This window comes from Polaromonas sp. CT11-55, assembly GCF_047303325.1.
Classification (GTDB): domain Bacteria; phylum Pseudomonadota; class Gammaproteobacteria; order Burkholderiales; family Burkholderiaceae_C; genus Polaromonas.
Window position 1 is genome coordinate 1 of record NZ_JBKBEX010000027.1, and the last position, 12198, is coordinate 12198.

General features: G+C 62.9%; 17 protein-coding genes. 15 read left to right on the forward strand and 2 right to left on the reverse strand.

Going from position 1 to position 12198, the window contains the following annotated elements:
• The 13 genes from ACEN8I_RS19915 to ACEN8I_RS19975 all read left to right on the forward strand — a co-directional run.
• The coding region (locus ACEN8I_RS19915; protein WP_413330366.1) for a S1C family serine protease at positions 1-844 on the forward strand (844 nt) is incomplete at its 5' end.
• Between the two features lie 49 nt (positions 845-893).
• Positions 894-1907 carry an AAA family ATPase gene (locus ACEN8I_RS19920; protein WP_413330367.1) on the forward strand — a complete coding sequence of 338 codons (1014 nt, stop codon included), beginning with the start codon at positions 894-896 and terminating at the stop codon, positions 1905-1907.
• Positions 1888-2919 (forward strand): DUF58 domain-containing protein, encoded by a 1032-nt coding sequence (locus ACEN8I_RS19925; protein ID WP_413330368.1) that lies wholly within the window; start codon positions 1888-1890, stop codon positions 2917-2919. The genes ACEN8I_RS19920 and ACEN8I_RS19925 overlap by 20 nt, the downstream gene beginning before the upstream one ends.
• A 23-nt stretch (positions 2920-2942) precedes the next feature.
• A complete protein-coding gene (locus tag ACEN8I_RS19930; protein WP_413330369.1) occupies positions 2943-4046 on the forward strand; it encodes a VWA domain-containing protein in 1104 nt (367 codons plus the stop codon).
• An 85-nt stretch (positions 4047-4131) separates the two neighbouring features.
• Positions 4132-4470, forward strand: coding sequence for a hypothetical protein (locus tag ACEN8I_RS19935; RefSeq protein ID WP_413330370.1), 339 nt, complete (start codon positions 4132-4134; stop codon positions 4468-4470).
• 60 nt (positions 4471-4530) lie between these two features.
• Positions 4531-4845, forward strand: coding sequence for a hypothetical protein (locus ACEN8I_RS19940; RefSeq protein ID WP_413330371.1), 315 nt, complete (start codon positions 4531-4533; stop codon positions 4843-4845).
• A 4-nt stretch (positions 4846-4849) separates the two neighbouring features.
• Complete coding sequence (locus ACEN8I_RS19945) at positions 4850-5086, forward strand: hypothetical protein (RefSeq protein WP_413330372.1); 237 nt, start codon at positions 4850-4852, stop codon at positions 5084-5086.
• A complete protein-coding gene (locus ACEN8I_RS19950; protein WP_413330373.1) occupies positions 5055-5696 on the forward strand; it encodes a hypothetical protein in 642 nt (213 codons plus the stop codon). The genes ACEN8I_RS19945 and ACEN8I_RS19950 overlap by 32 nt, the downstream gene beginning before the upstream one ends.
• Positions 5697-5764: 68 nt before the next feature.
• Complete coding sequence (locus tag ACEN8I_RS19955; RefSeq protein WP_413330374.1) at positions 5765-6103, forward strand: hypothetical protein; 339 nt, start codon at positions 5765-5767, stop codon at positions 6101-6103.
• Positions 6104-6240: 137 nt separating this feature from the next.
• Positions 6241-6855, forward strand: a complete 615-nt coding sequence (locus ACEN8I_RS19960; RefSeq protein ID WP_413330375.1) for a TetR/AcrR family transcriptional regulator — start codon at positions 6241-6243, stop codon at positions 6853-6855.
• 87 nt (positions 6856-6942) lie between these two features.
• The gene (locus tag ACEN8I_RS19965; protein ID WP_413330376.1) at positions 6943-7800 is read left to right on the forward strand and encodes an oxidoreductase; all 858 of its coding nucleotides are present in this window, start codon (positions 6943-6945) and stop codon (positions 7798-7800) included.
• 15 nt (positions 7801-7815) lie between these two features.
• A complete protein-coding gene (locus ACEN8I_RS19970; RefSeq protein ID WP_413330377.1) occupies positions 7816-8817 on the forward strand; it encodes an NADP-dependent oxidoreductase in 1002 nt (333 codons plus the stop codon).
• Between the two features lie 82 nt (positions 8818-8899).
• Positions 8900-9604 carry an SDR family oxidoreductase gene (locus ACEN8I_RS19975; RefSeq protein WP_413330378.1) on the forward strand — a complete coding sequence of 235 codons (705 nt, stop codon included), beginning with the start codon at positions 8900-8902 and terminating at the stop codon, positions 9602-9604.
• A gap of 18 nt (positions 9605-9622) precedes the next feature.
• Here the strand turns inward: ACEN8I_RS19975 and ACEN8I_RS19980 are convergent, their stop codons facing one another.
• Positions 9623-10477: an alpha/beta fold hydrolase gene (locus ACEN8I_RS19980; RefSeq protein WP_413330379.1), complete on the reverse strand. Its 855-nt coding sequence runs from the start codon at positions 10475-10477 to the stop codon at positions 9623-9625.
• 79 nt (positions 10478-10556) lie between these two features.
• Positions 10557-10775 (reverse strand): glycine zipper 2TM domain-containing protein, encoded by a 219-nt coding sequence (locus ACEN8I_RS19985; protein WP_413330380.1) that lies wholly within the window; start codon positions 10773-10775, stop codon positions 10557-10559.
• 236 nt (positions 10776-11011) lie between these two features.
• Here ACEN8I_RS19985 and ACEN8I_RS19990 point away from each other — a divergent pair, with 236 nt between their 5' ends.
• Both ACEN8I_RS19990 and ACEN8I_RS19995 read left to right on the forward strand, forming a co-directional pair.
• Positions 11012-11599 (forward strand): hypothetical protein, encoded by a 588-nt coding sequence (locus ACEN8I_RS19990; protein WP_413330381.1) that lies wholly within the window; start codon positions 11012-11014, stop codon positions 11597-11599.
• A gap of 52 nt (positions 11600-11651) precedes the next feature.
• Positions 11652-12101, forward strand: coding sequence for a hypothetical protein (locus tag ACEN8I_RS19995; RefSeq protein ID WP_413330382.1), 450 nt, complete (start codon positions 11652-11654; stop codon positions 12099-12101).
• Positions 12102-12198: the final 97 nt, after the last annotated feature.

The following is a 12198-nucleotide window of genomic DNA, read 5'->3' on the forward strand; positions in this document are numbered from 1 at the left end:
CTCCCAACCCGCCCCACCTTCCCGCTTTCCCCGCGCCGCCCGCCTGGCCGGCTACCTGGCGCGCCACCAGCTCTACCTGCTGTGGTCCGTGGTCGGCCTGCTGGCCCTGCTGCTGGCGATCAGCTTTTCCTCGCCGCTGCGCCACCCGGCCCGCAAGCTGACCCAGGAAGACATCAACGCGGCCGTGCTCAAGACCCTGGAGACCACGGTGCTGCCCTCGCCCGGCACCAAGGCTTACGACACCATCATCCCCTCGGTGGTGCGCATCACCGGCCTGGGCAAGGACAAGGACGGCAAGGAAGACGCCGAGCGCAGCGTGGGCACCGGCGTGGTCATTGTCGACAAGGGCATCATCCTGACCAACCTGCACGTGGTGCAGAACGCCCAGACCATCAAGGTCACCTTTGCCGACGGGCTGGAGTCCACCGCCAGCATCACCGGCGTGCAGCCCGAGAACGACCTGGCCGTGCTGCAGGCCCACAAAATCCCCGACGACCTGATCGCCGCCACCATGCGCTCCACCGCCGACCTGGCGCCCGGCGACCAGGTCATGGCCGTGGGCTACCCCTTCGGCATAGGGCCCTCTGCCTCGCAAGGCGTGGTCTCCGGCCTCAAGCGCAACTTCCGTTCGCCCGAAGGCAAGCAGATGATGAGCAACCTGATCCAGTTCGACGCCGCCGCCAACCCCGGCAACTCCGGCGGCCCGCTGGTCACCATGGACGGCGAGGTGGTAGGCATCGTCACCGCCATCTTCAACCCCAACCAGCAGCGCACCTTTGTCGGTATAGGCTTTGCGGTGCCGATTGAAAACGCCGCCTCGGCCGCCGGCATGCCGCCGTTCTGACGACGGCTTCACCGACTGACCTGACCTCACCCCTCCCAAGGACTGACGCATGGACCACCTGACCCCTGAAAACGCCAACCACGACACCGCCCAGCTCATGGAGCAGATTCTTTACGAGGTCAAGCGCGTGGTCGTCGGGCAGGACCGCTTCCTCGAGCGCGTCATGGTCGCCATCCTGGCCCAGGGGCATCTGCTGGTCGAGGGTGTGCCGGGCCTGGCCAAGACCCTGACCATCAAGACCCTGGCCAACACCGTGCAGGGCCAATTCAAGCGCATACAGTTCACGCCCGACCTGGTGCCCGCCGACCTGGTGGGCACCCGCATCTACAACCAGAAAACCGGCGAGTTCAGCACCTCGCTGGGCCCGGTCTTCACCAACCTGCTGCTGGCCGACGAAATCAACCGCGCGCCCGCCAAGGTGCAAAGCGCGCTGCTCGAAGTCATGCAGGAGCGCCAGGTCACGATTGCCGGCACCACCCACAAGGTGCCCGAGCCCTTCCTGGTCATGGCCACGCAAAACCCGATAGAAACCGAAGGCACCTACCCGCTGCCCGAGGCCCAGGTGGACCGCTTCATGATGAAGGTGCTGGTCGACTACCCCACCGACGAAGAAGAATTTGTCATCGTCCAGCGCGTCACCGGCCCCGCCGTGGCCGTGAGCGCCGTCGCCACCACCGAGCAGCTCGCCGCCCTGCAGGCCGAATGCCGCCGCATTTATGTGGACCCCTCACTCGTGCAGTACGCGGTGCGCCTGGTCTCGGCCACGCGCACGCCCGTCAAGCATGGGCTCAAAGACTTGCAGCGCTTTATCACCTTCGGCGCCAGCCCGCGCGCCACCATCAACCTGACCGAAGGCGCGCGCGCCCTGGCCCTGCTGCGCGGCCGCAGCTATGCCCTGCCCGAGGACATGACGGACCTGGTGCCCGATGTGTTCCGGCACCGGCTGGTGTTGTCGTATGAGGCGCTGTCGGAAGGCTTGTCCGCCGACGGCCTGATTGCAAAAATCATGGCAAAAATCCCTCCTCCAGCAAAACCGTTGGAACATGAAAAACTCGCCGCCTGAACCCGCCCACGCGCGCCCCCCCTCCGTTCGGGCTGAGCCTGTCGAAGCCCACCCTTCGACAAGCTCAGGGCGAACGGGGAGTGCAGGCGCCGACCAGCTGCTGCGCCGGCTCGAGTGGACCGTGCTGCGCCGCCTCGACGGCCTGCTGCAGGGCGACTACCGCACCCTGCTGCGCGGCACCGGCATGGACCTGGCCGACCTGCGCGAATACCAGCACCATGACGACGTGCGCCACATCGACTGGAACGTCACCGCGCGGCTCGAACAACCCCATGTGCGCGTCTTCACCGAAGACCGCGAGATGAGCGCCTGGTTTCTGCTGGACCTGAGCCCCTCCATGGACTTCGGCTCCAGCGAGCAGCGCAAGCGCAATGTCTCGGCCGAATTTGTCGCCGTGCTGGCCCGCATGCTCACCCGCCACGGCAACCGCGTGGGCGCCATGCTGTATGGATCGGGCGTCGACGCCGTGCTCCCCGCGCGCGGCGGCCGCCACCATGTGCTGCATTTGCTGCACACCCTGCAAACCCGCCCTGAAATCACCGAACTGCGCACCACGCGCCTGCACGAACTGCTCGAATCCGCCGCCAACCTGCTGCGCCGGCGCTCCACCGTATTCGTCGTGTCCGACTTCATCAGCGAACCCGGCTGGGAAAAACCCCTGGCCCAGCTGGCCCGCCGCCACGAAGTCGTGGCCGTGCGCCTGCTGGACCCGCTGGAGCTGGACCTGCCCGACCTGGGCCTGATCCCGATACGCGACGCCGAAACCGGCGAACAACTGCTGGTCGACACCCATGACGCGGGTTTCCGAAAACGCTTTGCGCGCATAGCGGCCCAGCGCGAGGCCGAGTTAAGGCAAGCCCTGGCGCGCGCCGGCGTCGACGCGCTGGAGCTGTCCACCGACGACAACCTGGTCGACGCCATCATGCGCTTCACCGAACTGCGCAAGCGCCGCAGCCGCACTACCGGCGCGGGAGGCAATGCATTGCCCGCCCACCTCAAGCGCGCTGCCTGAAGCCGACCCAAGGACATCCCATCATGAACTTCAGCGGGTTCACTTCCTTTTTGGCCAAACTGCCTTGGCCGAACTTTTTGTGGCCGGAATTTCTGTGGCTGCTGCTCGTGATTCCGCTGCTGGTGCTGGTCTATATCTGGCTGCTGCGCCGCAAGAAAAAAATCGCGCTGCGTTATGCCAGCCTCTCCATCGTGCGCGAAGCCATGGGCCGCGGCCAGGGCTTCAGGCGCCATGTGCCGCCGCTGCTCTTCCTGCTCTCCATCGCCGCCATGCTGGTCGCGGCATCGCGCCCCTTTGCTGTCATCAGCCTGCCCTCGCAGCGCGAAACCATCATCCTGGCCATGGACGTCTCGGGCAGCATGCGCGCCGCCGACGTGTTACCGAACCGCCTGGTCGCCGCGCAAAACGCCGCCAAGGCTTTCCTGGCCGATCTGCCGCGTAATGTGCGCGTGGGCATAGTCGCTTTTGCCGGCACGGCCTCTGTGGTGCAACAACCCACGCTCAGCCGCGAAGATCTGGTCGTCGCGATCGACAAATTCCAGTTGCAGCGCGGCACCGCCATCGGCAACGGCATCGTCGTCTCGCTGGCCGAACTGTTTCCCGATGCCGGCATTGATTTAGCCTCCATGCAATACGGCCGCGAAAAACCGCGCGGCACCTCCATAGACCAGGCCCTGAACCCCGACAAAAACGCCGCCGCCAAAAAAGAATTTGTCCCCGTCGCCCCCGGCTCCTACACCTCAGGCGCCATCATCCTGCTGACCGACGGCCAGCGCACCACCGGCGTCGACTCACTGGACGCAGCCAAAGCCGCCGCCGACCGCGGCGTGCGTGTCTACACCGTGGGGGTGGGCACGGTTGACGGCGAGACGATTGGCTTTGAAGGCTGGTCCATGCGCGTCAAGCTGGACGAGGAAACTCTCAAAGGCATCGCGCGCACCACGCAGGCGGAGTACTTCTACGCCGGCACCGCGGCTGACTTGAAGAAGGTCTATGAGACGCTGAGTTCGCGGTTGGCGATTGAGAAGAAAGAGACTGAGATTTCCGGTTTGCTGGCGCTGGTGGCAGCTGCGCTGGCGCTGGTGTCGGCTAGCTTGTCGCTGCTTTGGTTTAACCGGATTCTTTGAGGGCTGTGCCGGCGCTTCAGGTGATCCTCACCTTCCGCTGCATCCATCTCGCAGCTGCTGGTGAAGGGATTAGGCCTTGGAATCAATGAACAAAGACAGCGAGACAGAAGAAAGCCCCATCCGCAGCGTTCTGCGCAGCAGCATGGCGTGGCTGTTCCTGGTTTTCTGCCTCGGCTTTTTGATACGGGAGGCCTACCTGCGCTACACCGGAGAAAGGTCTTCGCTGGAGCCGCTCTACTGGTACCTGTTCGTCGAACACCGTGCGATCTCGATGCCCATCGTCGTCCTGGTCCTAATCACCGCACTGCTTGTCGAGCACATCCGGGCCAACCGCAATCCAGGGACCAGACTGGGGCTCCTTTCAAAGATCGTGGCGCTTTGTGCCATCGCGCTGGCGGGGTATATTTCCATCAACGGCATCTGACGGGTCGCGCGACCCGGTCAGCGACTTGCTTGTTCCAAACCCTCTCCACAGGTAGATCCCATGCCAATCTCCGGTCGCGATTACATGAAACAGCGAGCGATCCGGTTCCAGCAGTTGCGTGCGAAATTGCTCGCTCGTTACTTCATCCCCGGCATGGCTTTGGAGCTTGCGTTCATTGTTGCAGTGGTGATGGATGCGCCCCTGTGGCTTCAACTTTCAGTCTTCGGTGTGGCCTTTGCGTTTCTGTCCATCGGCGGAGCACAGTACAAGTGTCCCGTGTGCCGTCGAACGCCAGGTGAAGGCGACGGCCCGGACTGCAACCCAAGATCTTGCGGCCATTGCGGAACCATACTGCGGTGGCCCGATACGGCTTGAGCGCATGAAGAACCGCCTTTCCTTCTGGATCTACCTGGCGGGGCTGTTGCCGCTGGCCATTTGGGGCCCACCGGCTCGTGCGCTGCTGGGTGACTGGACGTCGTTTGCCGCAGCTATCGCCTACCTGGCGGCGCTCCGACTTGTTGGTGCGTTCGCCGCCCGGTGGCTGGAATCACGCAAATACAAAGCGATCGAACAGCACAATCGCCGTGTCGAAAGTCGAAGAGCAAAGAATCGGTGAGAAGAATGGCATGTCGTTTCGAAATGAATTTCCCATGAACATCCTGCGGTGGATCACAAGGCTGGCCCTGCTTTCGGCAATCACCCTCATCTCAACCCTTGCTTCGGCGGACTCCTGGCGCTATCCCGCCACCATCAGCAGCAAGACGGACACTTATGGCGATGTTTCCGTTCGACGCATCATTGACGCTAGAAAGGACCAGCAGTATCCCGACTTTGTTGTCGAGGTTTCACGGGGAAAAGATCTGCTGGCGCGATTTCCGGGCGTCTATTTTGAGCAAATCTTTCCAGCGCCCGACGGATCTTTCTTCGTTGCACTGTCAAACAACGGGCTCCCCGGAACGGCGGTGCTTATTTTTGACCGCGAAGGAAATCTTCGCCTGGAAGCAAAACACGATGTGGCCCTCTTCGACTACTGCGGCTACTCAGTCACACGGCAGAGGCTGTGGTTCGACGCTGAAACGCCCGCCGTCAAGTTCGTGAAGCATAAAGACGTCGATTCCTACCGGGTCACGCTGAGGAATTGCCACGGCAAGGAGGTTGACCTGCTGGCAACCGTGCAGGAAGCCTACAAAAGAACGGTCGAACGGAGAGCCGCGGGTATTCGCTGACCGCGGATGCACAAGCGGTGCTAAAGGCCCACGTCTCAACATGACAGCAATCACTCACAAAGGAATCCATGAACCAGGACAGTAAGCCTGTAGAGGATAGCTTCGGGAGCGTTCTGCGCAGCGGTCTGACGTGGTTCTTTCTCGTTTCCAGCCTCGGCCTTATGGCGTGGGAGATCTACCTGCGCTACACCGAAGGGAGCTCTTCGCTGTATCCGGTCTATGGGTATTTTTTCGTCGAACATCGTGCGATCTCGATGCCAGTCATCGTCGTGGCCATGATCACCGCGCTGCTTGTCGACCATATTCGAGGAAAACGCGATCCGGGGCGAAAATTGACCCTCCTCTCGAAGGTTGTCGCGCTTTTTGCCATCGCACTGGCTGGGTATATTTCCATCCAGGGCATCTGACGGGTCGCACTGCCCCTTCAGCAAGCCATCCTGATGCAAGCGGTGTAGCCGGCGTATGGGATGAGACACCCGACGTCAAGGCCTTCTCTTCAATCTGCGGAAATCTGCGTAATCTGCGGATTCATTTGAATTAATGTATGATGCACATCATGCGAAACGCAAAACACCCCAAAATCAACGCCAGAACCGCCGCCAAGGAGGCCTCACACGAGCGCATCGTCTCCGTGGCCGCGCGGGCGATACGCCGCAGCGGCTATGGCGGCACGGGCGTGGCCGACATCATGAAAGAGGCTGGCCTGACCCATGGCGGGTTTTACGCCCACTTCGCCTCGCGCGAGGCCATGCTGGCCGAAGCCGCGACCCGGGCCTGTGCCGAGGCTGCCGCCCTGGTGGCGGGTGTGGCGGCCGCCACGCCGCCCGATGAGGCTTTGGCGACCATGGTGAGTGCTTACCTTTCGCCCGAACATGTGGCCCAGGTGGAAATGGGCTGCCCACTGGCCGCGCTGGGCTCCGAGACGCCGCGCCAGGCGCCCGAGGTGCGCCGCGCCACCACACGCCACATCAAGGAAATGATTGACCTGGTCGCGCGCCAGTCGCCCGATTGGGGCCAACCCGGCGCCCATGAGCGCGCGCTGGTGACGGTGTCCACCATGGTCGGCACCCTGCTGCTGGCCCGCGCGGTCGACGAACCCGCTCTGGCGGACAGCCTGCGCGAGGCTGCGATCAAGCAGCTGACGCCCGCCCCCGTTTGATTCCCCCTGAAGTACGTCCTCTTTTTTTTCATCCTTATATATGACAACCATCATGTCAAACACGCTTCACGCCCCTAAAGGAACCCCATGAACACCCACAACAAGATTGCCCTGGTAACGGGCGCCTCCTCGGGCATAGGCGAAGCGACCGCGCTGCGGCTAGTGAAAGCCGGCTACAAGGTCTACGGCACCAGCCGGCGCGGCGCGCAGGCGGGCCAGGCCAAACCGTTTGAGATGCTGGCCCTGGATGTGACCCAGGATGAATCGGCTGAGGCCGCGGTACGGACGCTGATCGCGCGCGAAGGCCGCATAGACCTGCTGGTCAACAACGCGGGGTTTGGGGTCGCGCCGGCCGGGGCGGAAGAAAGCTCCATCGCGCAGGCCCAGGCGATTTTTGACACCAATTTTTTCGGGCTGGTTCGCATGACCCGGGCCGTGCTGCCGCATATGCGGCGCCAGGGCAGCGGGCGCATTATCAACATGGGCTCGGTGTTTGGTTTTTTGCCCATGCCCTATATGGCGCTGTATGCCGCGACCAAACATGCGGTGGAAGGCTATTCCGAATCGCTGGACCATGAGCTGCGCACCCGCGGCATACGCGTCTCGGTGATAGAGCCGGCAAACACCAACACCCAGTTCGACGCCAATCTGCTGGAGCCCGACGAAAAACTCGAGGCCTACCGCGAGGCCCGCGCGGCCGTGACGCAAAAGATGAGCGAATTTGTCGAGCAAGGCGACAAGCCTTCCGTGGTCGCCGACACCGTGCTGAAGGCCGCCCTTGCGGTGAATCCCAAGCTGCGCTACACCGCCGGCCCGCGCGCGGGTGGCCTGCAATGGCTGCGCCGCTTTATGCCTGCCGGGCTGGTCGATACCGGCATACGCAAGAACCTGCAGCTGGATGCGCGGGCGCTGTCGCCGTCTCGCGCCACCGTGCTTGAAAAGTAATTACCAAGGAAAAGAATGAAAGCACTGACCTTCCAACGCTATGGCAAATCGCCTGATATCGGTTTCGCCGAAGTTCCCCGCCCAACGCTCAAGCCCGACGAACTACTGGTTCAAGTCCACGCTGCGGGCGTGAACCCGATCGACAACATGATCCCGACCGGGCTCTTCAAAGCTGTGGTGAAGTTCCAGCTGCCCGCCACGCTGGGCAGCGACCTGGCCGGTGTGGTGACGGAGGTCGGTAGCCGCGTGACCCGCTTCAAGCCGGGTGATGCCGTTTTCGCGAGCATCTTCGACACGGGCAAGGGCGCTATCGCCGAGTTCGCGGTGGTACCCGAAAGCGTGGCCGCGCTGAAACCGGACAACCTGGACTTTGTGCAGGCGGCGTCAATCCCGATGGTCGGGCTCACCTCGTGGCAGGCGCTGAAGGAACGCGTGAATCTCCGCGCCGGTCAGAAAGTCTTCATCCCCGCCGGCTCCGGTGGCATAGGCACGTTTGCGATCCAGCTGGCCAAGCAGCTGGGCGCCAAGGTGGGCACGACCACCAGCACGGGCAATGTGGACTTCGTGCGCGGCCTGGGCGCGGACGAGGTGGTCGACTACAAAAAGCAGGAATTCGAGAACGTGCTGCGCGGCTACGACGCGGTGCTGGGCACCGTCAGGGGTGATGCGCTGGAGAAAGCCGTCGGCATCCTCAAGCCGCGGGGCACCATGGTCTCCCTGGTCGGGCCGCTGGACGCGGCATTCGCCCGCGCCCGGGGGCTGAACTTCGTCCTGACCTTTGTGTTCGGGATGATGAGCCGCAAGATCAAGCGCCTCGCGAAAAAGCAGGACGTCACCTATTCATTTCTCTTTGCGCACCCCGATGGCGGCCAGCTCGCCCAAATCGGTGAACTCCTGAAGGCGGAGCGCATCCGGCCGGTGATCGACAAGGTGTTTCCCTTCGAGCAGGCCAAGGAGGCGCTGGTCTACCTGGCCCAGGGGCGCGCCAAAGGCAAGGTGGTCGTCAAGCTTCGCTGAGTTTTTTGTTCGTGCCGGTTCGGGTGGAAGCCGGCAGCCGGATTGTGTGTTCCCCACTTGTTATTTTTTTCTGGAGAAGTTTATGAAGATCAAAGATTCCGTCGTCCTCGTCACCGGTGCCAATCGCGGCATAGGCCTGGCTTTTGCGCGCGAGCTGCTGGCGCGCGGCGCGCGCAAGGTGTATGCGGCGGCGCGCGACCCGGCCACCATCACCCTGCCCGGTGTGCAGGCGCTGAAGCTCGACGTGACCAAACCTGAAGAGGTGGCGGCCGCCGCGGCACTGGCATCGGATGTGACGCTGGTGATCAACAATGCCGGCGTAGGCAAGCCCGGCGGTTTCCTGGCGGCCGACAGCGAGGAGACCTCCCACCGCATGCTGGAGACCAACTTCTTTGGTGTGCTGCGCATGAGCAAGGCTTTTGCGCCCGTGCTCAAGGCCAACGGCGGCGGCGGTTTGCTCAATGTGCTGTCGATTGTTTCGTGGGTCAACGGCGGTGAGCTCGCGGCCTATGCGGCCAGCAAGTCCGCAGCCTGGTCGCTCACCAATTCGCTGCGCCATGAACTCGCCGCGCAAAAGACCCAGGTGCTGGGCCTGCACATGGGTTATGTGGACACCGATTTGATTCGTGATTTCGACGTGCCCAAGAGCAGCCCCGAGGACATCGTCAAGCGCGCGCTGGACGGCCTGGAGGCCGGCGCCGATGAGGTGCTGGGCGATGAAATGACCCAGCAGGTCAAGCGCGGGCTGACGGCGCCCCGGCCCAGCTACCTGCCGCAGGCGGCCTGACGCTGGGGCAGCGCGGGGTCAGCCGGCCTGGCACTCTTTTGCGAAAGAGGTTATGGCCCGCGTAAAGGCCTCGGGCACCTCCAGCGGCGCAAATTCGCCGCTGCCGCGCAGTACCTCGCCCTTGAGGTGTTTTGCGCCCATGGCCTTGAGGCTCGGGAGGTAGTCTTCGGGCGAACGGCCGTCGGCGTCGCCGCGCAGATAAAGCATGGGCGTTTCGATCGCCTTGTGCCGGCTGTTGTGCCTGGCATCGGCCTGCAGCGCGCGGTACCAGTCGAAGCCCGCCTTGAGCGCCTCGGGGCGCTCATAGGCGCGCGCGAAGGCAGCGCGGTAGTCGTCGGTCACCGCCTCTTTTTTACCGGCCAGGAAGTTGGTGAAGAAATCAAAGTAGGCGCGCTGGTGGCCCGCGACCAGCAGCTCGGGCAATTCGGGCAGGGCATGGAAGGCGAAGTGCCAGATGCGCGGGTCGGCCAGCACGGTGTCCCAAGGGTCTATGGCGGGGACCACGGTATTCATGACCACGGCACCCGCGATGCGCTGGCCGTGGTCGCGCGCCGCCGCATAGGCGATCATGCCGCCCACGTCGAGGCCAGCCACGACCATGGCGCGCGCGCCGGCGCGTTCCGCCGCACCAATCAGGATATCGGCCAGCACGGCTTTTTCGGCCGAGGGCGGCGCGCCGCGTGAATCGCCTATGGCCGGCAAGTCAAAGGCCAGCACCCAATGCCCGGCGGCGGCGAGTGTGTCGACCACGGGGGCATAGAGTTGTTTGTCATGGGGCCAGCCGTGCAGCAGCACGATGGCGGGCCGGGCGGGGTCGCCGGCCGTGAGCAGGCCCAAAGTCAGGCCCTCATGCTCCAGGATGTCGGTTCGCATGCGGCGTCAAGGCCCGCCCGCACGAAGCGCCTGTGCGGCGCCTCATGGAAGAGCGGCCCTGCCTGTCAGCGATGTTGCTTTACTTTTTCGGGCTGACTTCGTGCCCGATCACACCGCCGACCGCGGCGCCGCCCACGGTGCCCAGGGCACTGCCGCCGGTCAGGGCCGCACCGGCCACACCGCCGACGCCTGCGCCTATGGCGGTATTCCTGTCCTGTGTCGTCATGCCGCTGCAGCCCGTGAGGGCAGCCAGTGCAACCGTTGCCGCGCCGAGTACGCTTTGTTTGAGGGTGATCATTTTCAATCTCCTTGAGAAGTTGATGAGAGTGGTTTCATGCTAGAACGCGGCGGCTTCGCGGCTGTAGGACGATGGCCCGTATCCCTGAGAACCGCGTCCGATCATCAGCAGGGCGAATTTCCACGCCGCCCGACAGACTGACGCCAGGGGTAGGGATATGAGGCGCCAGGATGTAAGACACTCCCCCTAGAATCTCTTGCAGCTTTTGATCAACGCTGGCGTTCTTGGGGAAACTTGTGCGAATCTCTGTCTTTATCATCGCGTGCCTGTTCTCCGCTGCGGCAAGAGCCGACTGGCCCCTGACTTTTGTCCGCGTGACCTGCATACCTGAAGCTAGGTACTTCTATTTTGAATACAAACCTGTCAGCGGGCCGGCGGCGCTCACTGACGCGCAGTTCGATGACAGAAAGCTCGCAGCGCGAATGCGCGCCTGGCAACGCCACGGGTATTTTGATCCACGCAAGCTGGACCGGAACTGCAGCCTGCCTGAATCGACCTACAGCTTACGGACATCGCAGGAAGATGCCCGTGAAAGCGGCGAGTGCGGTGGCGCCCCTTCGATCAAGCTGAATCTCTTGAGAAACGGAAGCCCGGTATTGCAGGATGTCGTCTTGGGCGATGCCTGCCTTGGCGGAGCCAGCGTCGCCAGTGTGGAGATCACGGATGGCCTGGACGGATGGGGTTCGCGCAAGATGACCCTGTGCGTCACGCCGGCACCCGGTGAAACGCCCCACTGCAAGTACTTGAGCGAAGACTACAAGCAGATCACACAGGCAGTTCCCATCACTTCCGAGGCCATAGAGCGCTATGCCAAGGAACGCTAGACCCGCGCGCCCATGTCGGGGTCAATGAATCCACTCACCATGACGGGAAGATATGCGGATTTACATCGTTCAAATTCTGGCCAGTTTCGGCCTCGCGCTTTTTGCACCGGCCAAAGCGCAGGGCCTTTCAACACCGTTCACCGGAACATGGTCCATCGACCTCAGGACACCGGCTGAAAAGAAAGACAAAGTCGAGTGCGGCACGGCGGTTTTTAAACTGTCGCAAACAGGCGCCAAAATCGTTGGGGATCACTCCATGGCAACGCCTGGCTGCGGACGCATGAATGAGGGAGGCGAAGGCACCGTCAAAGGCCTTGTGGTTGGCGGTACTGCTGTACTCACAGTGACAAGCGCAAGAAATGGCCAGATCGTGTTCGGATCGGCGAAGGTCCGCGGCGATTCCTTGCATTGGCAAGTGAGTGAAGAAATCAAGGCGGGTGAGCCGGAGGGAGACTCCGGTTTGATTCTTCAGAGTGGAGTTTTACGTAGAGAACGTTTGTGAGAACCCCACGCAAATTGACGAGTCAACTGCCGCAAATAGCTAGCGCCTGAGCTGGACGTCGAGAACGCCGGCCGGCTGCTGGCCCAGCTCCCGCCTG

Coding starts and splice junctions, on each gene's coding strand:
- ACEN8I_RS19920 (WP_413330367.1), top strand. CDS start 894: ATGGACCACCTGACCCCTGAAAACGCCAACCACGACACCGCCCAGCTC.
- ACEN8I_RS19925 (WP_413330368.1), top strand. CDS start 1,888: ATGAAAAACTCGCCGCCTGAACCCGCCCACGCGCGCCCCCCCTCCGTT.
- ACEN8I_RS19930 (WP_413330369.1), top strand. CDS start 2,943: ATGAACTTCAGCGGGTTCACTTCCTTTTTGGCCAAACTGCCTTGGCCG.
- ACEN8I_RS19935 (WP_413330370.1), top strand. CDS start 4,132: ATGAACAAAGACAGCGAGACAGAAGAAAGCCCCATCCGCAGCGTTCTG.
- ACEN8I_RS19940 (WP_413330371.1), top strand. CDS start 4,531: ATGCCAATCTCCGGTCGCGATTACATGAAACAGCGAGCGATCCGGTTC.
- ACEN8I_RS19945 (WP_413330372.1), top strand. CDS start 4,850: ATGAAGAACCGCCTTTCCTTCTGGATCTACCTGGCGGGGCTGTTGCCG.
- ACEN8I_RS19955 (WP_413330374.1), top strand. CDS start 5,765: ATGAACCAGGACAGTAAGCCTGTAGAGGATAGCTTCGGGAGCGTTCTG.
- ACEN8I_RS19960 (WP_413330375.1), top strand. CDS start 6,241: ATGATGCACATCATGCGAAACGCAAAACACCCCAAAATCAACGCCAGA.
- ACEN8I_RS19965 (WP_413330376.1), top strand. CDS start 6,943: ATGAACACCCACAACAAGATTGCCCTGGTAACGGGCGCCTCCTCGGGC.
- ACEN8I_RS19970 (WP_413330377.1), top strand. CDS start 7,816: ATGAAAGCACTGACCTTCCAACGCTATGGCAAATCGCCTGATATCGGT.
- ACEN8I_RS19975 (WP_413330378.1), top strand. CDS start 8,900: ATGAAGATCAAAGATTCCGTCGTCCTCGTCACCGGTGCCAATCGCGGC.
- ACEN8I_RS19980 (WP_413330379.1), bottom strand. CDS start 10,477: ATGCGAACCGACATCCTGGAGCATGAGGGCCTGACTTTGGGCCTGCTC.
- ACEN8I_RS19985 (WP_413330380.1), bottom strand. CDS start 10,775: ATGATCACCCTCAAACAAAGCGTACTCGGCGCGGCAACGGTTGCACTG.
- ACEN8I_RS19995 (WP_413330382.1), top strand. CDS start 11,652: ATGCGGATTTACATCGTTCAAATTCTGGCCAGTTTCGGCCTCGCGCTT.